General features: G+C 43.2%; 21 protein-coding genes and 1 pseudogene. 14 read left to right on the forward strand and 8 right to left on the reverse strand.

The window, feature by feature from the left end:
* The first annotated feature begins 54 nt into the window (after positions 1-54).
* From splB to BAMF_RS28005, 3 genes are all read left to right on the forward strand, one after another.
* Positions 55-1,083, forward strand: coding sequence for a spore photoproduct lyase (gene splB / locus BAMF_RS27995; protein ID WP_013352058.1), 1,029 nt, complete (start codon positions 55-57; stop codon positions 1,081-1,083).
* A 126-nt stretch (positions 1,084-1,209) separates the two neighbouring features.
* Positions 1,210-3,177 carry a methyl-accepting chemotaxis protein gene (locus tag BAMF_RS28000; RefSeq protein WP_014470462.1) on the forward strand — a complete coding sequence of 656 codons (1,968 nt, stop codon included), beginning with the start codon at positions 1,210-1,212 and terminating at the stop codon, positions 3,175-3,177.
* An 87-nt stretch (positions 3,178-3,264) separates the two neighbouring features.
* Positions 3,265-4,131, forward strand: coding sequence for an NAD(P)-dependent oxidoreductase (locus tag BAMF_RS28005; RefSeq protein ID WP_013352060.1), 867 nt, complete (start codon positions 3,265-3,267; stop codon positions 4,129-4,131).
* Between the two features lie 569 nt (positions 4,132-4,700).
* Here BAMF_RS28005 and BAMF_RS28010 read toward each other — a convergent pair.
* Together BAMF_RS28010 and BAMF_RS28015 are read right to left on the reverse strand one after the other, a co-directional pair.
* Positions 4,701-5,090: a hypothetical protein gene (locus tag BAMF_RS28010; RefSeq protein WP_014470461.1), complete on the reverse strand. Its 390-nt coding sequence runs from the start codon at positions 5,088-5,090 to the stop codon at positions 4,701-4,703.
* Positions 5,091-5,358: 268 nt separating this feature from the next.
* The gene (locus BAMF_RS28015; protein WP_013352061.1) at positions 5,359-6,135 is read right to left on the reverse strand and encodes a CAP domain-containing protein; all 777 of its coding nucleotides are present in this window, start codon (positions 6,133-6,135) and stop codon (positions 5,359-5,361) included.
* Positions 6,136-6,472: 337 nt separating this feature from the next.
* Between BAMF_RS28015 and BAMF_RS28020 the strand changes: the two genes are divergently transcribed.
* Complete coding sequence (locus BAMF_RS28020) at positions 6,473-8,605, forward strand: peptidoglycan D,D-transpeptidase FtsI family protein (protein ID WP_013352062.1); 2,133 nt, start codon at positions 6,473-6,475, stop codon at positions 8,603-8,605.
* A gap of 177 nt (positions 8,606-8,782) precedes the next feature.
* Positions 8,783-10,603 (forward strand): PAS domain-containing protein, encoded by a 1,821-nt coding sequence (locus BAMF_RS28025; protein ID WP_013352063.1) that lies wholly within the window; start codon positions 8,783-8,785, stop codon positions 10,601-10,603.
* Here BAMF_RS28025 and BAMF_RS28030 read toward each other — a convergent pair.
* Positions 10,584-11,797 (reverse strand): annotated as a pseudogene (locus BAMF_RS28030) (aminotransferase A). The gene BAMF_RS28025 and the pseudogene BAMF_RS28030 overlap by 20 nt on opposite strands.
* Before the next feature lie 201 nt (positions 11,798-11,998).
* Entirely contained in the window at positions 11,999-12,160 is a 162-nt protein-coding gene (locus BAMF_RS41520) for a hypothetical protein (protein ID WP_013352065.1), read from the reverse strand.
* Positions 12,161-12,348: 188 nt separating this feature from the next.
* Between BAMF_RS41520 and cheV the strand changes: the two genes are divergently transcribed.
* Positions 12,349-13,260 carry a chemotaxis protein CheV gene (cheV, locus tag BAMF_RS28035; RefSeq protein ID WP_013352066.1) on the forward strand — a complete coding sequence of 304 codons (912 nt, stop codon included), beginning with the start codon at positions 12,349-12,351 and terminating at the stop codon, positions 13,258-13,260.
* Between the two features lie 36 nt (positions 13,261-13,296).
* Here the strand turns inward: cheV and BAMF_RS28040 are convergent, their stop codons facing one another.
* The 4 genes from BAMF_RS28040 to BAMF_RS28055 all read right to left on the reverse strand — a co-directional run bounded on the left by BAMF_RS28040 (position 13,297) and on the right by BAMF_RS28055 (position 16,684).
* Positions 13,297-13,761, reverse strand: coding sequence for a YkyB family protein (locus BAMF_RS28040; RefSeq protein WP_013352067.1), 465 nt, complete (start codon positions 13,759-13,761; stop codon positions 13,297-13,299).
* 122 nt (positions 13,762-13,883) lie between these two features.
* The gene (locus tag BAMF_RS28045; protein WP_013352068.1) at positions 13,884-15,176 is read right to left on the reverse strand and encodes an MFS transporter; all 1,293 of its coding nucleotides are present in this window, start codon (positions 15,174-15,176) and stop codon (positions 13,884-13,886) included.
* Between the two features lie 75 nt (positions 15,177-15,251).
* Positions 15,252-15,746 carry a L,D-transpeptidase family protein gene (locus tag BAMF_RS28050; protein WP_088030678.1) on the reverse strand — a complete coding sequence of 165 codons (495 nt, stop codon included), beginning with the start codon at positions 15,744-15,746 and terminating at the stop codon, positions 15,252-15,254.
* Positions 15,747-15,820: 74 nt separating this feature from the next.
* Positions 15,821-16,684, reverse strand: coding sequence for a metallophosphoesterase (locus tag BAMF_RS28055; protein WP_013352070.1), 864 nt, complete (start codon positions 16,682-16,684; stop codon positions 15,821-15,823).
* A 143-nt stretch (positions 16,685-16,827) separates the two neighbouring features.
* Between BAMF_RS28055 and fadH the strand changes: the two genes are divergently transcribed.
* From fadH to ccpC, 8 genes are all read left to right on the forward strand, one after another.
* A complete protein-coding gene (fadH, locus tag BAMF_RS28060; RefSeq protein WP_013352071.1) occupies positions 16,828-17,592 on the forward strand; it encodes a 2,4-dienoyl-CoA reductase in 765 nt (254 codons plus the stop codon).
* A 113-nt stretch (positions 17,593-17,705) separates the two neighbouring features.
* Positions 17,706-18,254, forward strand: a complete 549-nt coding sequence (locus BAMF_RS28065; RefSeq protein ID WP_013352072.1) for a hypothetical protein — start codon at positions 17,706-17,708, stop codon at positions 18,252-18,254.
* Between the two features lie 138 nt (positions 18,255-18,392).
* Positions 18,393-19,613, forward strand: coding sequence for an EAL-associated domain-containing protein (locus tag BAMF_RS28070; RefSeq protein WP_013352073.1), 1,221 nt, complete (start codon positions 18,393-18,395; stop codon positions 19,611-19,613).
* Between the two features lie 445 nt (positions 19,614-20,058).
* Positions 20,059-20,298 (forward strand): YkuJ family protein, encoded by a 240-nt coding sequence (locus BAMF_RS28075; RefSeq protein WP_013352074.1) that lies wholly within the window; start codon positions 20,059-20,061, stop codon positions 20,296-20,298.
* Positions 20,299-20,422: 124 nt separating this feature from the next.
* Positions 20,423-20,941, forward strand: coding sequence for a ribonuclease H-like YkuK family protein (locus tag BAMF_RS28080; RefSeq protein WP_013352075.1), 519 nt, complete (start codon positions 20,423-20,425; stop codon positions 20,939-20,941).
* A 140-nt stretch (positions 20,942-21,081) separates the two neighbouring features.
* Complete coding sequence (abbA, locus tag BAMF_RS28085) at positions 21,082-21,273, forward strand: antirepressor AbbA (protein ID WP_013352076.1); 192 nt, start codon at positions 21,082-21,084, stop codon at positions 21,271-21,273.
* Positions 21,274-21,416: 143 nt separating this feature from the next.
* Entirely contained in the window at positions 21,417-21,860 is a 444-nt protein-coding gene (cbpB, locus tag BAMF_RS28090) for a cyclic-di-AMP-binding protein CbpB (RefSeq protein WP_013352077.1), read from the forward strand.
* Between the two features lie 139 nt (positions 21,861-21,999).
* Complete coding sequence (gene ccpC / locus BAMF_RS28095) at positions 22,000-22,881, forward strand: transcriptional regulator CcpC (protein WP_013352078.1); 882 nt, start codon at positions 22,000-22,002, stop codon at positions 22,879-22,881.
* The last annotated feature ends 58 nt before the right edge of the window (positions 22,882-22,939 follow it).

The raw sequence follows: 22,939 nt of genomic DNA on the forward strand, positions 1-22,939 counted from the left end.
TCTCTTTTGGACGGAAAGTAACAACATGAGAATATGTAAAGGGAGTGTCAGTCCATGCTGAAACCGTTTGTCCCCCAGCTTGTTTATATAGAACCGCGAGCGCTCGAATACCCGTTAGGGCAAGAGCTGAAAAGTAAGTTTGAAAACATGGGACTTGAAATCAGAGAAACGACATCGCATAATCAAGTCCGGAATATTCCGGGAAAAAACCATTTGCAGCAATATCGGAACGCAAAATCAACATTGGTGATCGGCGTCCGGAAAACATTGAAATTCGATTCTTCAAAGCCGTCCGCTGAATACGCCATTCCATTTGCGACGGGCTGTATGGGGCATTGCCACTATTGCTACCTGCAGACAACGATGGGATCAAAGCCTTACATCCGTACGTATGTCAATGTGGAAGAGATTCTGGATCAGGCTGATGAGTATATGAAAGAACGGGCTCCGGAATTTACAAGATTTGAAGCCTCTTGTACGTCTGACATCGTAGGAATCGATCATCTGACACACACATTAAAAAGGGCCATTGAACACTTCGGACAAAGTGAATTGGGAAAGCTTAGATTTGTGACCAAATTTCACCATGTCGATCATTTGCTTGATGCGAAGCATAACGGAAAGACAAGGTTCAGATTCAGCATCAATGCGGATTATGTCATTAAAAATTTTGAACCGGGAACATCTCCGCTCGACAAACGGATTGAAGCCGCCGTCAAAGTCGCTAAAGCGGGCTATCCGCTCGGTTTCATCGTGGCGCCGATTTATATTCATGATGGCTGGGAAGAGGGCTATAAGGAACTGTTTGAGAAGCTTGACGCGGCACTTGCTGAAGATGTTCGGCATGACATTACATTCGAACTGATTCAGCACCGATTCACAAAACCGGCCAAACGGGTGATCGAGAAGAACTATCCGAAAACAAAGCTTGAGCTGGATGAAGAAAAGCGAAGGTACAAATGGGGACGCTACGGAATCGGCAAGTATATATATCAAAAGGACGAAGAACATGCCTTAAGGGAAACGCTCGAGACTTATATCGAAACTTATTTTCCGAAAGCGAAAATCGAATATTTTACGTAAGGCGGAGCTGTCGGCATGACGGCTCTTTTTTTGCTGCGCCAAATGGCGGAAATTTTTGATATTTATTTCAAGGTTTATTCATTTTCTTGGCCGAAAGACCGATATAACATTCAGGAGGGGATGGTTATGTTTAAAAAAATGCATATCAAAATTGCTGTATTTGTCTCAGCAATGCTTTTCGTAACGGTTGTTTTTTTAACGGTTTCTTCATATTTGACATTAAAGCCCATGATGACGGAGGAAGCAAAACGTACGACAGAGAATGTCACCAATTCACTCGGTCAGAACATTGAGCTTCAGCTGAAAAATGATGAGACTGTATTATTGAGATTAGCAGGCGGTGAATTGTCCCGGACGTTTTTAACAGATGGGAAGAAAGAAACCGCACAGCTCTTTAATGATGAGTTAAAGCAGATCGGACAGAATGACAAATATGTCGCGCTTGCATACGTCGGAACCGCGAACAAACAAATGTTTACATATCCAAAGGCTGATTTTGCCAAAGACTACGATCCGACAAATAGAACGTGGTATAAGATGGCGGTCGAAAAACCGGATAAGGTGGTCTGGACTGAGCCTTATAAAGATGTTGTGACGGGAGACATGATCGTGACAGCGGCAAAAGCCATACAAAACAATGGAACCGTCATCGGAGTGGCGAGCTTAGACCTGAAGCTGTCCTCCATTCAGAGCATGGTCAATGATCAAAAGGTTCCATATAAGGGGTTTGCATTTTTAACGGATGAAAACGGTTCTCTTCTGGCGCATCCGTCAAAACAGGGGAAAAACATTTCGGAAGATCAAACGTTAAAAGAAATCAGCTCAGACAAAGAAGGCGTCAAAGAGCGCGAGGGCAACATGGTTGTCTATCAAACGATAAAAGAAACAGGGTGGAAAGTCGGAACGCAGTTTGAAAAAGATCAGCTGATGGGAGTAGCTGACAAAATGAATACTGTGAGCATTTTCATGTCACTGATCGCCCTTGTGATTACGATCGGACTCAGCTATTTCCTCGCGAAATCGATAACCGGTCCGATTCAGCAGCTGATCGCCAAAACAAATTCGGTCTCAGCGGGAGATTTAACCGTCCGCGCCCAGACAAAATCAAAAGATGAAGTAGGCGTGTTAACAAAAGACTTTAACCAAATGGTTGAAAATATGAAAGAGATGGTCGAACAGGTCAAGACCTCTTCAGAAAAAGTGTCCGACACGTCTGACCAATTAACCGTCATCTCACAGGAAACAAATGAAACGAGCGGACAAATCGCAAAAGCGATAGAGGAAGTTGCCGCCGGAGCGACAGAACAAGCGTCAGAGGTTGAGACAATCAATGAAAGATCAGAAAATCTCTCAGTTAAAATAAAAGGAATCGCGGATCGCGCGGGCAGCATAAAACAACTCTCAAAATCTTCAGAGGATGCCAGCTACAAAGGACTGGATGCGCTCGGCCAGCTGCTTATGAAGTCAAATGAAGCCAATTCAGAAACGAAAAAAGTAGAGGCAATGCTGACTGATCTGGAAAAACAAACGAAAAACATAGAAGAAGTCGTGACGGCAATATCAGCGATTTCAGACCAGACGAATCTCTTGGCGCTGAATGCGAGTATTGAGGCCGCAAGAGCGGGAGAAAGCGGCCGGGGCTTTGCCGTCGTCGCTGAAGAAGTCCGCAAGCTTGCTGAACAATCAGCTCTTTCTTCCGGCCATATCAGTGAGACGGTCCGACTGATTCAATCAGAGACAAAAGATGCGTCACACGCAATGATCGAGGCAAGCAGAATGAATGATGAACAAAACAGCGCCATTCATGAAACGGGTGAAGTGCTCAATCTGATTACGACAGAAATGCAGTCTCTCGTTCAAGGCATAGATCATATTTACAATGACATTCAAAAAATGAGTGAAGAACAAGCGGCGATACAAGAAGCGATTCAAAGCATTTCCGCTATTTCTCAAGAATCTGCGGCAGCGGCGGAAGAAGTGAATGCTTCAACTGATGAACAGCTCGTTACGCTTGAAAAAGTGAAGCAATCAACTGACATGTTAAAGAGCGCGAGTGAAGATCTGATCAGCGCCATTTCTAAATTCACCTTGTAGCGCGGACTCTTTTTCACTCTAGTCTGTAATATGGTAATCTAGACATGAAAGAGTGATATATGAATCGCATCAGGGGAGGAAAGCGCAGTGAACAAAACGGTCGGATTTATCGGTTTAGGCGTCATGGGAAACAGTATGGCAGCGCACATTTTAGAAGCGGGTTATCCTGTTTTAGTCTACACGCGGACGAAACAAAAAGCGGAGGAGATCCTGAATAAGGGAGCGGTCTGGCAGGAGACAGTCAAAGACCTTTCAGAGAAAGCAGACATCATTATTACTATGGTCGGCTATCCGAGCGATGTCGAGGAAATCTATCTCGGCGAAAACGGTATTCTCCGGCATGCGAAAGAAGGGGCGTTTGTCATTGACATGACGACATCAAAACCGTCTTTGGCGAAAAAGATAGCGGAGAAGGCCAAAGAGAAGTCAATTCACGCCTTGGACGCACCCGTTTCCGGCGGTGACATCGGCGCCCGGAACGGAACGCTTGCCATTATGGCCGGCGGAGAAAAAGAAGCATTTGAAGCATGTCTGCCGCTTTTCTCCGTTATGGGGGAGAACATTCAGTATCAAGGGCCGGCAGGGAGCGGCCAGCATACGAAAATGTGCAATCAGATCGCGATTGCAGCAGGAATGGTCGGAGTGGCTGAAGCGATGGCTTACGCTGAAAAATCCGGTCTGAACCCGGAACAAGTGCTGAAAAGCATTACAACCGGAGCGGCCGGAAGCTGGTCTTTGTCCAATCTCGCTCCCCGCATGCTGAAAGGCGATTTTGCACCCGGATTTTACGTGAAACACTTTATAAAAGACATGGGAATCGCTCTTGAAGAAGCGGAGCTCATGGGAGAAGAGATGCCCGGATTGGCGCTTGCCAAATCATTATACGACAAGCTTTCCGCGCAAGGTGAAGAAAATAGCGGGACTCAAAGCATTTATAAGCTTTGGGTGAAATAAAAAAAGATTGCCCGAATGCGATATTTTATGGATGCCGAGGAAGCGAAGGCTTACGATGGTGTTTTGTAAACAACGATCTGCAAACCTTGTATTCTTAGAGCCTTTAATGAAGACAGGAACTTGGCAGGGGAATGTATTAACGTGTATCCATTTATAATGTTCTACTGTGAATAGTTTGGAAAATCCCCCTCGTTTGTTTGATGCAGACTGTCTATTATAAATCAAAAGGGGGATTTCCGAATAATTATAAGGATTAATACAACTTTCCAACAGTAGGATGTATCATGTTTGATTCAAACTATGAATTCGAGTAACCCAAATGTACATAGCGATAAATCGAGTTTGTGTTCCCACAATTAAAACCTAATAATTTGCATCCGAAATTGAAACTCTACAGATTAGCCTTCTAGCAAAACTGAAAAATAAAAAAGGATGTATCGTAATAAATCCAAGAGATAAATCCAAGAGATTTACGAAAACATCCTCGATTCAGAGATTTCATCATTACACTGTTTTTTGAGAATTCCAGATGAAATCAACGTTAAACCCATTTGTTAATAATATGAATTTTAATGTTGTACAGTAATATAGTGTTTCAGTACTCCTCTATGGGTTTGATTTCCCCAAGTCGTTGCCACCATTACATCATACTTGCCTGCTGGAATATTTTTTGTTGAAAAGCTTACTTTAAAACTGCGAATATTACGGCCATTAACAATTGTATATTTGACTGAATCTCCTTTTTTATTTAAAAGATCAACTACAACACCCTCGTTTAGCTCATGATTAGACATAGTACCTGTTACGACAATAGAAGTAGCGTGTTTTGAGTAAGTATTAGCATCTGTTTGGAATTTAATTGCTCCTTTTGAAGTCATGGCAAACGCTTCTGAACTGTTTGAGAAAATCCCGAATGTCAAAAGAGCAGCTGCGAATAGTGTCATTACAATTTTTTTCAATTGAAACTTCCTTTCTCCATTTATTTAGAAACCCATTTACCTATACTAATAAATTTTGGAAAAGTATTCAACGGAAAAATAGGTAAATTCTACTTTTTATTATAAAAAAGTATTACTAAAGAAGTGAAAGGCTGAGCAAAATCAATATAATCATCACGTTTGAGATTTTACAAAAAAGCTCCCGACACCTCTCTGCCGGGAGCTTCAAAAGTTTATAAATTTATAAAGTGCAGGAAAAAGATTGCCCGTCGGGGCAATCTTTTTTTATTTATTTTCCGATGAATTGCTGTGTCCAGATGTTACCTGATTCTACATAACCGACACCGATTTGAGTGAACTCGGGGTTCAGGATGTTCTTTCTGTGGCCTTCACTGTTCATCCAAGCTTTGACGACGGCTTCCGGAGTCGGCTGCCCTTTGGCGATATTTTCACCGGCAGTTTTATAAGTGATGCCGAAAGATTTCATCATATCAAAAGGTGAGCCGTAAGTAGGGCTTTGGTGATCGAAATAGTTTTTGTCTTTCATATCCTGTGATTTTGCGTGAGCTGATTTGCTTAGTTTTTCATCAATCTGTAAAGGTTTTAAGCCTTGCTTTTGTCTCTCTGCATTTGTCAATTCAACGACTTTCTTTTCGTACGCACTGACAGATGAAGGAGTTTTCTCGCTGCTGTTGTTTGTGTTATCTGTCTGCTTTGCATTGTCAGCAGTCTGGTTTTGACCGGCTTTCGGTTTTTCAGCAGCTGCCGGAGCCGTTTTTACCGGTGTTTCTTTTTGAACGTCTTTAACTGTCATATCAGAATGCTTTGCGTGTTTTTGCAGAAGCTGTGTCAGTTCTTTCTCATTTTTAACGTTCAGCTTTTTTACGCTTGTTTTCATATGTAGTTTTTCAACAGCCTCTTGAAGAGTCAGATGCTGTACCGTGTTTCCTTTTTTCACAGTAACGACGTGCTGGCATGACAGCTCTTTGGCAGATGCCTGCTGGATGCCTCCGAATGTAATCAAACTGACTGCCGCTGCGGCAGATAAGATAAATGCTTTCTTCATAAGTTCATAGCCTCCCAGAGAAGTTTTTTTCTACATGAAAAATCTTATCACAGCTTTTTTGTCATAATGCAGCCAGCCATTTCCTTTGACAACAAACTTTTGTCATAATTGTAATTGAGCACAGAAAAATGGCTTTATATCAGGATAAACGATCTGTATTTATTTTTTAAAATCCGTTACATCACTTCAAGTTATTTGAAGTGTTAGATATATTTTAAGATAATTTGATCTTGACAGTTTTTTTTACCCGTTTTCGCTGTAACAACTTTTACAAAAATGTTACAATTAAAATCTGTTTATGTAAATATATTGTATGATGTGAGAGGTGTAATAGAAAGTGGCTGAAGTCGCGCGCGACCCAAAGAAAAAAACGAAACGTTACAGAGCGCTGAGAATGAATCTCTATTTTTTGATTGTTTTCCTTCTCTTTACGGCACTGATTTTTAAACTCGGCGTCGTCCAGATTGTCGAAGGTGATAAACACCGTCAGGATGCGGAGAAGGCAAACGCAAAAACCGCCTATTATCCGACACCGAGGGGAAAGATGTATGACAGGCAGAACAGGGTGGCGGTAGATAACCAGGCCGTGCCTGAAATTGTATACGTATCCACCTCAAAAACCTCGGCAAAGGACAAATTGAAAACGGCAAAAAATCTCGCCGCACTGATCCATATTGATACTGAATTTATGAAGGATCGAAATATCATTGATTACTGGCTTGCGGCACATCCGAAGAAGGCAGAAAAGCTTATGAAGGATTCAGAAAACAGCCTGAAATCGCAAGAAGTATACAAACGCCAGATTGAACGAGTCCCTAAGCAGGAGATTGATGCGATCAAAAAAGATAAAAAAGAGCTGCAAATCGCGGCGATTTATACGCGTTTTTCAAGCGGCAACGCCTATCAGCCGCAAGTCGTTAAATCAATGAACCCGAATAAGCTGAACGGCAACGGAAACAGCGGTTCACTGCTTGACGAGCATGAAAATAATAAGCAAAAACCGAAAAGCGACCTGACATATGAAGAAGTTTCCGTCGTATCCGAGCACCTGAAAGAGCTCCCCGGCATTGACGTAATCAATGACTGGACGCGGAAATATCCGTACGACAAAACGCTGTACTCTCTGTTCGGCGGCGTGACGACACCGGAACAGGGATTGTTGGGCGAACGGAAAGATTACTATGTCACAAGAGGCTACTCACTGAATGACCGAGTGGGTAAAAGCTACATTGAATATCAATATGAAGACTATTTAAACGCACATAAAGAAAAAGTAGAGTATGTGGAAAACAGCAAAGGTGAAGTTGTCAGCCAAAAGCCCGTCGATGAAGGCAGCAGAGGCTACGACCTGCAGCTCTCGCTCGATATGGAACTGCAGTCGAAAGTCGAAAAGGTCATTGAAAAAGAGCTGAGAAGAAGCCGCGCCGCAGGCAACTATATGGTTGACAGAGGATTTGCCGTCATGATGGACCCGAACAATGGGGATATTCTCTCAATGGCGGGGAAACGCATCGATCTCGAAACAAATAAAATTCAGGATTTTGCGATCGGAGCATTTACGACCCAATATGAGATGGGCTCTTCTGTTAAAGGAGCGACTGTTCTCGCGGGTTACCAAAGCGGCCTCCCGCATTATAAAACGTTTGTCGATGCACCGCTTAGTTTTAAAGACAAAACGACAAAACAATCGTGGACACAAATGGGACCCATTACTGAGCTGACCGCGCTGCAAAGAAGTTCAAACGTATATATGTTTCATGTAGCCATGCATATCGCGGGTATTACCTACACCCCGGGCGGCACGCTGCCGGCCGGATTAGACGATATTAAAAAAATGCGCAACTACTACGCCCAATTCGGCTTGGGTGTGAAAACCGGGATTGACCTTCCTCAGGAATCAGCGGGAATGCAGTCAAATCCGCAATTGGTCGGGGGATTGCTGCTGGATTTTGCGATCGGACAATTTGATACATATACGCCGCTTCAAATGGCCCAATATATTTCAGCCATCGCAAATGGCGGGTATCGCGTCCAGCCGCGAATTGTCACAAGCATTCATGAACCGGACAGCAAAAATAAGATCGGAAAAGCGATTGAACAGCGCGATATTAAAGTTTTGAACAAAGTAAATAACAGCCCGAGCGATTTTGACCAAGTTCATAAAGGGATGAAATTGGTTACAAGCTCACCTCAAGGAACGGCTTATTCAACGTTCCAAGGTTCCGGCGCTGATGTTTCCGGTAAAACGGGAACGGCACAGACGTTCTATTACGGAACGAACAGAAACTGGTGGGGAAAAGATACGTATAACCTGACCTTTGTCGGCTATTATCCGTCAGAACATCCAAGAGTGGCATTCAGCGTCGTCGTTCCGTCTGTTCGAGATGATAAAGACCATGTCAGCAAGAACATTGCCAAGGGAGCAATTGACGCTTACAAAGAACTTGAAAAGAAATACAATAAAAAATAACAAATGAAAGGGCCGCCGAATATATCGTGCGCCCTTTCTTTCATTCAGGAAAATTGACGTTCACAATAAGAATAGAAGGAGAATGCTCATTTTTTAGCGAATCAATCTAGTGGAAATTCTTTTTATATCAGTCCGTGACCAGCCTGCAGTGCGAGTATATTGCAAAGGAGGGATTCTGTGGAACAGGATACTCAGCATGTAAAACAGCTTCAATCGAAAAACGATCTTCATGCCGTATTGACGTCTAACGGGCGTATTATGTATATTTCTGCAAACTGCAAATCATATTTCAGCTATTCCCAGGAAGAGATGATCGGATCGTTTCTCAAAACGTTCCTGCATGAAGAAGATCAATTTTTGGTTGAAAGTTACTTCTACAATGAGCATCATTTAATGCCTTGCACCTTTCGTCTTATTAAAAAAGATCATACCATCGTATGGCTTGAAGCGGGTGTGGAAATTGTCACACCGCAAATGGAGGGGACAGATCGGGAAATCATCCTTAAAATCAAGGTGCTTAAGGAGAAGACACCCCCGAGGCCTTATATGCATGAAGAAAAGAAGCGAAAGGCAGAACAACAGTCCGCAGAGGCGGCTGGAAACGGCGAATTTGAGCGTCTTGTCGAAATGCTGCCGAATCCTTTATATGTCAGCATCAACGGTACAATCGCGTACGCCAATAACGCGATGCTTGCCATGCTGGGAGCCGATAGCAAAGACGCGGTAATCGGCAGGCAATCTTATGAGTTTATCGAAGAAGAGTATCACGACATTGTGAAAAACCGAATTGTGCGGATGCAAAAAGGGATGGAAGTCGGAATGATTGAACAGACGTGGAGAAGGCTTGACGGCACGCCCGTTCATTTAGAAGTGAAGGCGGCACCGACGACATATAAAAACCAGCGGGCGGAATTGCTGCTGCTGATTGATATTTCTTCACGGAAAAAATTCCAAACGATTTTGCAAAAAAGCAGAGAGCGGTATCAGCTCCTCATTCAGAACTCAATTGATACGATCGCCGTGATTCACAATGACAAATGGGTATTCATGAATGAGTCGGGTATTTCTCTGTTTGAGGCCGAAACCTATGAAGATTTAATCGGGAAAAACGTCTATGATCAGCTTCATCCCTGCGATCATGATGGCGTGAAACAGCGGATCCGAAATATTATCGACCGAAAGACCGAGTCAGAAATCATTAAGCAATCATGGTTTACCTTTAAAAACCGGCTGATCTACACGGAAATGGTCTGCATTCCGACGACGTTTTTCGGAGAAATGGCCGTGCAGGTCATTCTGCGTGACATTTCTGAGCGGAAGCAGACGGAGGAATTAATGCTGAAGTCGGAAAAGCTGTCTATCGCAGGTCAGCTGGCGGCGGGAATCGCTCACGAAATCCGTAATCCGCTGACGGCGATCAAAGGATTTTTACAGCTCATGAAGCCGACGATGGAGGAAAACGAACATTATTTTGAAATTGTGTTTTCTGAACTGAGCAGAATCGAATTAATTTTAAGTGAGCTTTTAATGTTTGCCAAACCTCAGCACAATGCCGTGAAAGAGCGTGTCAACTTAAAGAAAATTATAAGTGAAGTAACCGCTCTGTTAGAGACGCAGGCAAATCTTAAAGGAATATTTATCAAAACAGATTACGAACGGGACAGCATGTTTATTAACGGTGATCAAAATCAGCTGAAGCAGGTGTTTATCAATCTGATTAAAAATGCCGTTGAGTCGATGCCGGATGGGGGAACAGTCCATATTCTCATGACAGAAGATGAGTATTCCGTTAATGTGACGGTGAAAGACGAGGGGGACGGGATACCGGAAAACGTGCTGAAACGGATAGGCGAACCGTTTCTGACAACGAAAGAAAAAGGAACCGGCCTGGGGCTGATGGTCACATTCAATCTCATTAAAAACCATCAGGGAGCCATTCAAGTAGACAGCAAACCGGATAAAGGCACGGCTTTTCACATTACATTCCCGAAACAATAAAAAACAACGGCGTTATGCCGTTGTTTAAATAGTCTGCATGGATTCTCTCGTTTTTAAAATAAATGCTTCCAGCCGGTCCAAGCCTTCTCTCAATGTATCCAGTGAATATGCGAATGACAGCCTCACATACCCTTCACCCAATTTTGAAAACGAGCTGCCGGGCACAAGAGCCACACCTGCATCCTCTAAAAGAGCCATACTAAAATCAAACGATGACATTCCGAATGACTTAATGGAAGGGAAGATATAAAATGCGCCTGACGGCTTTACAACGTCAAGCCCCATTGAAACAAGACGGTCATATACATAGTCAAGCCGCTTTTTATACTGTTCTCTCATAATAAGCGCATCATCAACGCCGTTTGTCACAGCTTCAAGCGCCGCTTTCTGGGAGATAGAGGACGCGCATGTCACACTGTATTGGTGAACTTTTAAGATGTGCTTGGCAATTTCTTTCGGTGCGAAAATGAAACCGATTCTCCAGCCCGTCATGCTGTGTGATTTTGACAGGCCGTTGATTACGATTGTCTGGTCCCTCAAAAAAGACGCGATCGAATAATGCGGTCTGTCATAGGTTAATTCGCTGTAAATCTCATCAGACAGCACAAAAACATTTCTGCCCTTCAGTACGGCTGCAATGTTTTTCAGCTCTTCCTCTGACAAGGTCACTCCGGTCGGATTTGACGGATAAGGAAGAATGACGCATTTTGTTTTCGGCGTCAGTGCTTCTTCTATGAGCCGCGCCGTCAGCTTAAATCCGTGTGTCGTCGTATCAACATGGACGGGAACGGCGCCCGACATGCGGATGATCGGTTCATAGCCGGGATAAATCGGTCCGGGGAGAATGACTTCATCGCCTGGAGATAAAATCGTCCGCAAAGACGCGTCAATCGCCTGGCTTGCTCCGGTCGTAACGATGATTTCAGTTTCGGCTTCATAATTTAAATCAGCTTTTTTCTTCATATAAAGCTGTACGGCCTGTCTCAGCTCAAGGCCGCCCGCATTCGGAGTATATGCCGTTGCGTTCTCGTCGATTGCTTTTTTTGCGGCCGCTTTGACATGGTGCGGCGTGAAAAAGTCCGGCTGACCGATCGTAAGCGAAATGACATTGTCGTGCTGGGCTACAAGATTTGAGAATTTGCGAATTCCTGAAATTTCAATTTCTTTTACATTCGGATTAAGCAAATGTTCCATAATTCATCACCTTATACTATATATTGAGTTTATCCTATTTTACCACTAGCTGAGCATTTGTCATCTATTTAATTGAACTATCCCGAGTATATGTCCGATATGTGAAAACATACCTTCTTTCAGAAAAAAATAAGACAACCAGCTGAAATGATTGTCTTCATTGTATCATGATCTATCTATTGTGATATGTGGCGAAGGTCATTAATACCCGTATTCAAAGCTGATGTCTTCCCGCCATACGATGTATGGAGCCGGCTTATCGGGACGCTCTTTCGCCTCTTTTTTCATTTGCAGGTAAGCCGTTTTGCTGATATCTTCTAACACCGTCATTTGATCTTGGTCGAATATGACTACTGTACCCATTTATTACACCCTTCTTCCTGAAAAATCCTTGACTATTTTACCACTCGATGTCAAAAAGTCAATGGGCTATCAGAAAAAAGAATCTTTTTATAAAGAGTTAATGTTCAGTTGTCCGGAATACATTCACTTTTTCCGTTTACAGCCGATATATACAATACAATACTGAATGCGGATAGCGAGGGATTGAATTGTCTTTACAACAATACGATATTTTATTGGATTCAGGCACAAATGAATTAGAAATCGTCAAATTTGAAGTAGGTGTCAATACATTTGGCATAAACGTGATGAAAGTCCGGGAAATTATTCAGCCGGTAGATGTCACATCTGTGCCTCAGTCTCACAAAGACGTAGAAGGGATGATTAAGCTGAGAGGCGAAATTCTTCCCGTCATCAGCCTGTATACCTTTTTCGGCGTTGAAGCCGAAGGAGCAAAAGACGATAAATATATCGTGACGGAATTCAACAAACGGAAAATCGTCTTTCATGTCGGTTCCGTTTCACAAATCCACAGGGTGTCCTGGGAAGCGATTGAGAAGCCGACTTCGCTGAATCAGGGCATGGAGCGGCACTTAACGGGTATCATTAAACTGGAAGACACGATGATCTTTTTACCTGATTACGAAAAGATCATTTACGATATTGAATCGGCATCCGGAGTTGAGACTTATCATGTCCATCAGGAAGGGTTTGATGAAAGACGGTCGGGCAAAAAACTGATCATCGTTGAAGATTCGCCGCTTCTGATGCGCCTCTTGACTGATGAGCTGACTGAAGCGGGGTACAGTGAAATCGTTACGTTTGAAAATGGTAAAGAAGCGTATGATTACATCATAAAACTGACGGATAACGGAGAAAACCTGTCTGACCATATCGACATGATCATCAGTGACATTGAGATGCCGAAAATGGACGGGCATCGTTTGACGAAGCTGCTTAAGGATAACCCGCAAAGCTCTGACGTGCCGATTATGATCTTCTCGTCTCTGATTACGGACGACCTGCGCCACCGGGGCGAAGTCGTCGGAGCAGATGAACAGATCAGCAAGCCTGAAATCAGCGAGTTAATTAAAAAAGTGGATACGTACGTTATTGAATAGAAAAAAGCCGGTGCGTCATGCATCGGCTTTTTTGAATTAAAAATAACTCTCACCAAGTTTTTTAAACACGGGTTTATGATAAGCGGGCTGCTGTCTGTTGGCGGCAAGGGGTTTTTCCTTTAAGCCCACATATTTTTGCAATAAGTTTTTCGCTTTTGTCAAAGACATTTGTGCTTTAGGATTGCGGTACGATTGATTTAACGTACCTAAATGCGGAAGATGCTGGAAGTCTTCTTTTGTTGGAGGCATGTGAAAATAGTAGTCTCCGATAGAGATAAGTACGTCTGACTGCTGTTGGCTAAACCTGGGATTATTTGAAAAGTGAAGCCCTATTTTTTTCCCTTTGCCTTCTTTCACAAGCTTTTGTAATGCCCGTTTTTTCAGCAGATAAAGGTATTTAGGGTTGGGGGCGGTTTTTGCATGGCGGTTCACAGTATAAACAGCTTTTGAAAGATTCTCGATGGTTGGCTGCAGCTCTTTCGAATAAGCGTGGTCGTCCATTATTTCTCTCCTTTGCATTGATCAAGTTCATATATAGATTATACTTTTTTAGCATTGAAATGCAAATATTGATTATAAAAATACGCCTTTTTCTGATGAAAAGGGCGCATTTTTTTCCTTTATTAGACAGGATTCGCGTGTTTTTCAGAATCAGCTTTTAATGATCGCTGCACATCGACTTCTGCTGCCTCGGCGCTGTATTTCGGAAGGGCGATAAAATAGAACACAAATACCGCCAAAATCACGACTCCCATGCCGTAATAAAGGTAATCAATATTGGAAACGAATTTCGGAAATAACAGGGCGACCAGTCCGAGTGTAATGGATTGGGCAAACATCATAAAAGGATCCTGCCAGCCGCTGACCCGGCCCATTATTTTCGGATGAACGATTTTCGGCATCCAGCCGCCGATGGCGATATTGACAGGTCCGATGCACATGCCGAGAACGAAAGCGGCCGTATAATAAATCCACAGCTTATCCGTATAACCGAGGACAAAAATGAGCAGCCCGGCTGCCAAAATAGGAATCGACATCAAATGATGCGGTTTGACTTTTTTGGCGATCATTGTTCCGATCACACTTCCGGCAAGCAGGCCGAAGCCGAGCGCGACGGTGAAGATTGAAGTGTGTGATTCATAATGATCAGGCGCAAGTCCGTATTTCATCGTAAACATCGGCAGTACGGCAAAGCCGCCGTTGACAAATCCAAAGATAAAAAAGCCGAAAATAAGGGAAGCAAGCAATTTGTTTTTAACAATATATACGATCCCTTCTTTAAAATCAGCGGCCGAATCTTTCAGAAACGAATCCCCCCATTTAAAAGGGCCGTTCGGCTGACGGGCTTCTTTCGGAATGCGGCAGGCGCGGATCAGAAAGCCTGACACAATAAAGCTGACAAAATCAAGGATAATGGCTCCGTGAACACCGATCGTTTTATACATAAACGCCCCCATACCGACGCCGAATACCATAAAGATGCTGAACAGGATCTGGTTAAGCCCCGCAGCTTTCGCATAATGCTCCTTAGGCAGAATAGCTTGTACAAGGCTGGCTTCCGCCGGGAAAAAGAACTTGGTCACGGCGCTTCTGATGAACAAAATACAGAAGACGAAAGGAATATTCCCGCTGTATAATGCCGCAAACAATACGACCGTCAGTCCCGCCCTGATCCAGTCACAATTTTCTGCGACCTTTTTCCTGTCAAGCCGGTCAGCTGCGACACCGACAATAAGAAATACGAAAACCGTCGGCAGTGAATACATCAGCTCAGCCAAAGTCGTGTATGCCGGCTGGTTGGCAAAGCGGTCCAGCAAGTAAAAAGCGAAAGCCATATTACCTACAGTCGTTCCCATTTGAGAAGCGAGTGCTGCGAAAAATAAACGGACAAAATTTCTATTTTTAAATATATCCATAAACACGCTCCTTACCCTAATGGTCCCACTGTAATATATTATCATCAGCCCGTTCTATAAACAAATAAGATCTTTCTATCTTATAATCGTCACCTTTGTTCCATTAGGAACGGTAGCGGCAAGTTCAGTGACGTCCTGATTATGCATCCGGATGCATCCTTTTGATACCGCTTTGCCGATGGAGGAGGGGTCATTTGTCCCGTGAATGCCGTAATGAAGCTTAGAGAGGCTGAGCCAATAAGCGCCGAACGGGCCGCCGGGCTTAGGCTGGCGATTCACGATATAAAATTCCCCGGTCGGTGTGGTCGTCAATATTTTTCCGACTGCGATCGGATACGTACGGATGAGTCTGCCAAGGCGGTATAATTGCAGTTTCTTCGCTCCGATATACACGACAATGGAATAGGGAATGGTGGATGGGTCGGGAAGATTCGGTATGATAATATGCTGTCCCGCGTAAATAACCGATTGGATTGAGGGATTTGCCTGAAGGAGAGCAGCAGTGCTTATTCTGAAGTCCTGCGCAATGCTTGAGATGGTTTCTCCTTGTTTCACTTGATAGGTCAGCAGTTTCATCACCCTCCTTTTTGCTCTTTTCCATATACATATTAAGGAGGGGGTGTTTGTGCATCGGGACAAAAGTCTTATTTTTGTGAGGCTTTCAAAGTAAACAGCGTAATTTCCGGTCTCGCTAAAAATCGATACGGCAGTCTTGTCGTACCAAGCCCGCGATTCACATAAACGACTGTGTCATGCAGCGTATACATGCCGTCGGTATACGTTTTTCCGTAAGGAGGTGTAATGAGAGGGCCGAAAAACGGAAGCTGCACCTGGCCGCCGTGAGTATGTCCCGACAGTTGGAGGTTCACAGGATACCGGCCGATCTTAAGAGCGGCATCCGGCTCATGAACGAGTAATATGGAAAACGTATCGGAGGAAAGACGGGAAAGGGTGCCTTCATAATCAGGTTTTCCGAGCATTAAATCATCCAAAGACGCGAGTTCAATCCGGCTTCCGTCTGTCAGCTGCACCTGACGATAGCCGTTTCGAATTACTTGAAAATCAGCAGCTTCCATCAGAGCCTTGTACGTGTTTGTGCCATAGCCGCCGTGGTCATGGTTTCCATATACACAAAATTTTCCGAAAGGAGCTTCAAGTCTTTGCAGTACGGCGAGCGCATGCTGATGATCATTATATAAATGCGGCTTATCAATTAAATCTCCCGTAAAGATAAGCAGATCGGGTTTCAGCTGATTAATCTTTTCCGCTGTTTTATTCAAGTCTTCTGTTGTAAACACGTCACTGAGATGCGTATCGCTGAATTGAACAATTTTAAAATTGTCAAAGCCGCGGGGAATCAGGCGGCTGGTGATGGTATGCCGGGTGATTTCGATCATACGCGGTTCAATATACCGGGCATAGCCGTAGCCTCCGCAAGCTGTCGCGAGAGCCGCACCCAAAATGCCGATTCCTCTTTTTAAAAATGTTCTTCTGGTCATTTTCTTCATATGTAAAACCAACCTTTGTCAGAGTTTTTCTATTATATCATCAGCTTGGCTGAAAAATCCCTTCTCAGCATGTAATGACGGGGAAGGACATCTATGGTAGAATTATGAATGATTATTCATTCAATAAAAGGGGTGGGTTTGTTATGGATAAGAAAGCAGTAATCATTACAGGCGGATCAAGCGGCATGGGAAAAGCAATGGCGAAAAAACAGGCTGAACTGGGATGGCACGTCATGGTGACAGGGAGGAACCAGGAAGCACTTGAGGAAACAAAAAAAGAAATTGAGACCTTTGAGGGACAGGTCGCCTGTTTTCAAATGGATGTCCGTTCTGAATCCGGTGCTTCAGACATGATTACAGAAGCAGTAAATGTCTTTGGCCGGCTTGATGCGCTGATTAACAATGCGGCCGGTAATTTTATTTGCCCGGCAGAAAAGCTGACGCCCAACGGATGGAAAGCTGTTATTGAGATTGTTTTAAACGGCACTTTTTTTTGCAGCCAAGCCGCGGCAAGGCATTGGATCGAGAAGGAGCAGAAGGGCGTCATATTGAATATGGCCGCCACATACGCATGGGGAGCGGGAGCAGGGGTCGTTCATTCCGCTGCAGCCAAAGCGGGGGTATTGTCACTGACAAGAACGCTGGCCGTTGAATGGGGGAGCAAATATGGCATCCGCACAAACGCGATAGCCCCAGGCCCGATTGAACGAACAGGCGGTGCGGAAAAGCTGTTTGAATCGGAAAAAGCGATGTCCCGCACTATGAACAGTGTGCCGCTTGGCCGGCTGGGCACACCGGAAGAAATCGCCGCTTTGGCAGCGTTTTTGCTATCCGATGAAGCGGCCTACATAAACGGGGATTGTATCACAATGGACGGCGGGCAGTGGCTGAATCCTTATCCGTTTTAATTTTGATATATTGATTATTTTGCAAAACAAGCGAACGTCAAAGCCGGCCGTTCGCTTGTTTTATTTTCTATTCAAAATTATGATATAATTTTGAAAGATTAAGGGGCGATTAATTGAAGAAATTATTAAAATGGTTCGCTGTACTATTTTTAAGCAGTTTAGTTAATATCTTTAATATTTGGCACTTTATTATTTGCGCTTTTACTCCAGAGTATTATCAAAATACCAATCTTACATCTGATGAAATAATCAGATTTGAAAAGCTATATCACATAGATTTTCCTGATGAAACGAAATTTATTAAAGCCAGGGAGTATTTGAGTGGGCTCGGAGGCGATACATCGGCTGTATTATATGTGTCTCTGCCGACCGAGCTGGCGGAAACAATTTTATCTGATTATACGTATATGCCAATAAATGATACTGATAATGCCGGTTCAATGTATGGAGTTGACGTTTCCAAGAGTGTTGGCGGGTTCACAACTCTTACATTTGGCACGTTAGATAAAAAAGGAACTTTCTTTCAGTTGAAACATGATGATGATTGGGTGTTTAACAGTACCGATTGGAGTCATTACTTTTGGACAGCTGCCGGTTATAATGCTCTTATATTTATACTTGTATTTGTGATTGTGAAACAAATGAATAACATCCTTATCTAAAGAGTGATTTTAAAAATTTTCCCCTTTTATTTTAAGCTGCTCCCATACTGCCTCTTTTTTCCCCTATGAATGTCTAAACCTTTGTGGTGCAGATATAATTGTGTATAATCAGACAAAGATAGAGAAGCAGGTGATAACATGTTGGACCCACTTGATATACTGACGAATATTGATGATGTCATTCCGTATTACCAAGCGATTTTTAACGCGGAGGAACAAAGAGTTGTGGGCTATGAGGTGCTCGGCCGTATTTTGGCAGATGCGGAGATTGAGAGCCTCGGGCCGTTTTTCTTAGATTCCGGCATTCCGGAAGAATATAAGCTTGAGGTCGATGACAGAGTCATCAGGCAGGCGCTGGAGCGGTTTAAAGAAGCGGATCGTGACCTGTTGATTTTTATCAACCAGGATGCAAATGTATTGATGCTTGACCATGGCGAAAGCTTTCTTGAGCTTTTGAAAGAATACGAAGAGCAGGGCATTGAACTGAACCGTATTGTGCTTGAGATCACCGAGCACAATTTCGAAGGCGACATTGAACAGCTGTACCATATGCTTGCCTACTATCGTACATACGGCATTAAAATCGCAGTGGACAATATAGGTAAGGAGAGCAGCAACCTGGACAGAATCGCGCTCCTTTCACCGGATCTTCTGAAAATAGATTTGCAGGCGCTGAAAGTATCTCAGCCGTCACCATCGTATGAGCATGTGCTGTACAGCATTTCATTGCTGGCGAGGAAAATCGGGGCCGCGCTGCTGTATGAAGATATAGAAGCTGATTTTCAGCTGCAGTACGCCTGGAGAAACGGAGGCCGATTCTTTCAAGGCTATTACCTGCAGGCGCCAAGCGGTCATTTTATAGACCGGAGCCTGTTAAAAGAACGCTTGAAAACGGAGTTTCAGCAATTTATCACGAGAGAGAAGAAGAAGCTGGAAACGGTATATGAACACTCTGAGAATTTTTATAAGCGGGTCAATCAGGCTGTTTCCGAGCTGAAGAAAACCCACCAGGCGGACGATGAGTTTATTAAAAAACTGGCGGAAAATCTGACGGACTGCTGTTTCAGAATTTATATGTGTGATGAAGAAGGCTATCAGCTGACGGGAAATGTGTTCAAGCAATCCGGTGAATGGTTTTATCAGCCTGAATACATGGAGAAAAACTGGAGCTGGCGCCCGTACTTTTTAGAAAACATCATGAAGATGCGGAATTCAAGAAAAGGCTTTTTCAGTGACCTGTACAGTGACATTGAAACGGGAGAGATGATCAGAATCTTTTCATATCCGATGGATGACAATATGTATTTATTTATCGATCTGCCTTACTCTTATTTATATGAACAGGACGGATTACTTTAAAGCGGCTGCTGTATGCCGCTTTTTTTGCTGTCATCTGAAAAAAGTTTTAAAAAACGATTGACAATGATACTGATAATCATTATCATTTGGTTATAGAGAGAAGTTACTCTCTGTTCCCCAACCCCTCTATCAGATCAAGATCCGAAAAAACTTGGCGCTACCCCCGCCAAGTTTTTTTATGTCGTCTGCGCATAAAAAGGCCTCTTCTCACATATATCTGACAATGGCGGCTCAAAAAGCGAAAAATCATTTATAAAAGGTGTATGACATTCTGAAAAAAGCTTCAAACTATTCGAAAACACGGTTTTCCCGTTTATTTCTTTTTGAAAATCCAGCGGGAAAATGCCATCCCGGTCTACTTTATGGTATGATGCTCTGTAGAACTTGTATTATAATAAATACTTGTTGATTTGAAGTTGTTTTTTGAAAGGAGTCTTTTTTTAGAATGTCACAATTAATGGGTATCATCACAAGGCTGCAAAGCCTGCAAGAAACGGCGGAAGCGGCAAGCGAGCCGATGCAGCGTTATTTTGAAGTTAACGGCGAAAAAATTTGCAGTGTTAAATATTTCGAAAAAAATCAAACGTTTGAACTGACGGTTTTCCAAAAAGGTGAAAAACCTAACACATATCCGTTTGATAACATTGACATGATTTCTATTGAAATTTTTGAGCTCCTTCAGTAATTGGATTTAATTTTTCAGGCTGACCAAGCTTCCCGTCTTCCGCAAGCGGAGCTTTATTAAATCATGCAAAGGAACGTGCTTGTTCGAATTTGGTTGTAGATTCTGGAAAGAGGAGTGTCCGTACATGGCTGATTCTTTTCTGTTTTATAATCTTTCTGAAGCACAAATGACCTTTCAAGACGTGATGGAGCGGCTGAAACGCTTTGTCAATCAAGACCCCCGTTCAGCATACGTGCTGTCTGTAGGGACCGATTCACAAGTTTACCGCGAGTTCACAAAGTTTATTACGGCTATACACTTGCACCGCACAGGCAAGGGAGCTTGGGGCTGTTTGAAAAATCACGATCTTGCAAGACCGATACATAGCCTTCGCGAAAAAATTTCGCTGGAAACCGCATTCAGCCAGGAGATGGCTGCGCATATTCTCGACGGGCGCTTTATGGAACTTACAGATTTGCTCCTGCCTTTCGCGGATGAAGGGGCGGATCTTACATTTGAAGTGCATCTGGATATCGGCCGAAAAGGACTTACAAAAGAGTTGATACAAGAAATGACCGGACGCATTACCTCGATGGGCATTGAAGCGAAAATCAAGCCCGATTCCTGCACAGCATTCAGTTATGCCAATCGTTACACAAAATAATATTTCATACAGAATCCGCAAAATGTCGAATTATGCGGTTGACGATTTTTTTCTGTTTACTTATTCTAGCGGTAGAGCTGAAAGTAAATTACACTTTGCTTTCAGAGGTATTCAGTAAAAAATAGGGGGCCTGATTACGTATGAGTCTTATCGGTGAACGATTTACGGAAGAAGAACAAAAACTTCTGCTGAATATCCTGATCAATCATGAATATGCCATTGAGCTTTTGACCAGCGAAATCAACGATATAGAAGCAGGGTCAAAAAGCGTTGATGGAACCACTTATAAAAAACTCGTCACGCTTTATGACCGTTTTCGGAACGAAAATTAATCAGCGGCCTATAAATTGATACTCGATTGCAAAGAGTATCTTTTTTATTGACGGAAACTTTTCAACAAAAAATGATAATGTTTATATTATTGCGATATAGGGAATACATGTTTTGATGAAAAATGTAAAGGGGTCGAAGTGACATGATTAGCTTACAATCAGATCAGCTTCTTGATGCAACAGTCGGACAATTTATGATTGAGGCGGATAAAGTGGCGCACGTACAAGTCGGAAACAACCTTGAGCATGCTCTTTTAGTGCTCACAAAAACCGGCTATACCGCCATTCCCGTCCTGGACGCTTCGTACCGTCTGCACGGTTTGATCGGGACAAATATGATTATGAACAGCATTTTCGGACTTGAACGGATTGAGTTTGAGAAGCTGGATCAAATTACGGTTGAGGAAGTCATGCTGAAAGACATTCCCCGTCTCCACATCAATGATCCGATTATCAAAGGGTTCAGCATGGTCATTAATAACGGCTTTGTCTGCGTTGAAAATGATGAAGGCGGCTTTGAAGGCATTTTCACGAGAAGAGTCGTGTTAAAGCAGTTAAGCAGCCATATCAGATCATTGAATAAGTAGGCTCGCACGATCAGCCTATTTGTTCTTCGCATGCCAGAAAAAGAAAACGCATACATATGAGTGATGCTTGCCTCGGCAGCCTTTATTTTATTAGAATGGTAGATAAGAAATACGAAAAGGCATTGAAAAGGAGGACGACATGCAGCTTCAAGAGCTTCATATGCTCGTAGTTTTAGCTGAGGAATTAAACATGAGGAAGGCTGCCGAACGGTTATTCGTGTCACAGCCGGCTCTGTCCCAGCGATTGCAGACCATTGAAAAAGCCTGGGGAACAAAGATCTTTCTAAGATCTCAAAAAGGACTTACGGTAACGCCGGCAGGAGAAAAAATCATACAATTTGCAAATGATGTCACGGATCGGCAAGAGAGAATAAGAGAAAATATTGATGAACTTGAAGGAGAAATTCACGGCACATTGAAGCTTGCCGTCGCCTCCATTATCGGGCAGCACTGGCTTCCGAAAGTGTTAAAAACATATGTGGAGCGATATCCGAACGCAAAAGTTTCTCTCATTACAGGGTGGAGCAGTGAAATGCTGAAAAGTCTGTATGAAGATCAGGTACATATCGGCATTATCCGGGGAAATCCGGAATGGAAAGGCCGAAAAGATTATTTAATGACCGATCATTTATATTTGGTCGATACGGAAATTTCCTGTATTGATGATATTGCCCATACCGATCGGCCGTTTATCCAGTTCAAAAGTGACAGTACATATTTTCAGGAAATTCAGCATTGGTGGCATCAAAAATTCAAAACCTCGCCGAAACAGACGATCCTCGTCGATCAGATTGAAACGTGCAAGCAGATGGCGCTGCACGGGATCGGTTATGCCATTCTGCCGTCAGTCACCTTAGAAGAGGAAGACAAAGTAAATAAAATGCCCCTGCTTGATGCTAAGGATCATCCGATCGGCCGTGATACATGGCTGCTCGGTTATGAGCCGGCATTTGAATTAAAACAGGTGCAGGCTTTTGTTTCGGTCGTCAAAGATATGCTGAAACAGGAACGCCCTTTTTAAAAAGAGACAGTAATCATGCTGTCTTTTTTTTATTTTTCATTGACAATGAAAATCATTA

It is taken from the genome of Bacillus amyloliquefaciens DSM 7 = ATCC 23350 (assembly GCF_000196735.1).
Lineage (GTDB): Bacteria > Bacillota > Bacilli > Bacillales > Bacillaceae > Bacillus > Bacillus amyloliquefaciens.

Excerpts from the sequence above, each read along its gene's own strand:
- BAMF_RS28055 (WP_013352070.1), bottom strand. The coding sequence starts at position 16,684 with ATGAAGAAAATGACCAGAAGAACATTTTTAAAAAGAGGAATCGGCATT.
- BAMF_RS28040 (WP_013352067.1), bottom strand. The coding sequence starts at position 13,761 with ATGGACGACCACGCTTATTCGAAAGAGCTGCAGCCAACCATCGAGAAT.
- splB (WP_013352058.1), top strand. The coding sequence starts at position 55 with ATGCTGAAACCGTTTGTCCCCCAGCTTGTTTATATAGAACCGCGAGCG.
- ccpC (WP_013352078.1), top strand. The coding sequence starts at position 22,000 with ATGCAGCTTCAAGAGCTTCATATGCTCGTAGTTTTAGCTGAGGAATTA.
- BAMF_RS28070 (WP_013352073.1), top strand. The coding sequence starts at position 18,393 with ATGTTGGACCCACTTGATATACTGACGAATATTGATGATGTCATTCCG.
- BAMF_RS28045 (WP_013352068.1), bottom strand. The coding sequence starts at position 15,176 with ATGGATATATTTAAAAATAGAAATTTTGTCCGTTTATTTTTCGCAGCA.
- BAMF_RS41520 (WP_013352065.1), bottom strand. The coding sequence starts at position 12,160 with ATGGGTACAGTAGTCATATTCGACCAAGATCAAATGACGGTGTTAGAA.
- cbpB (WP_013352077.1), top strand. The coding sequence starts at position 21,417 with ATGATTAGCTTACAATCAGATCAGCTTCTTGATGCAACAGTCGGACAA.
- BAMF_RS28080 (WP_013352075.1), top strand. The coding sequence starts at position 20,423 with ATGGCTGATTCTTTTCTGTTTTATAATCTTTCTGAAGCACAAATGACC.
- BAMF_RS28000 (WP_014470462.1), top strand. The coding sequence starts at position 1,210 with ATGTTTAAAAAAATGCATATCAAAATTGCTGTATTTGTCTCAGCAATG.
- abbA (WP_013352076.1), top strand. The coding sequence starts at position 21,082 with ATGAGTCTTATCGGTGAACGATTTACGGAAGAAGAACAAAAACTTCTG.
- BAMF_RS28075 (WP_013352074.1), top strand. The coding sequence starts at position 20,059 with ATGTCACAATTAATGGGTATCATCACAAGGCTGCAAAGCCTGCAAGAA.
- BAMF_RS28015 (WP_013352061.1), bottom strand. The coding sequence starts at position 6,135 with ATGAAGAAAGCATTTATCTTATCTGCCGCAGCGGCAGTCAGTTTGATT.
- fadH (WP_013352071.1), top strand. The coding sequence starts at position 16,828 with ATGGATAAGAAAGCAGTAATCATTACAGGCGGATCAAGCGGCATGGGA.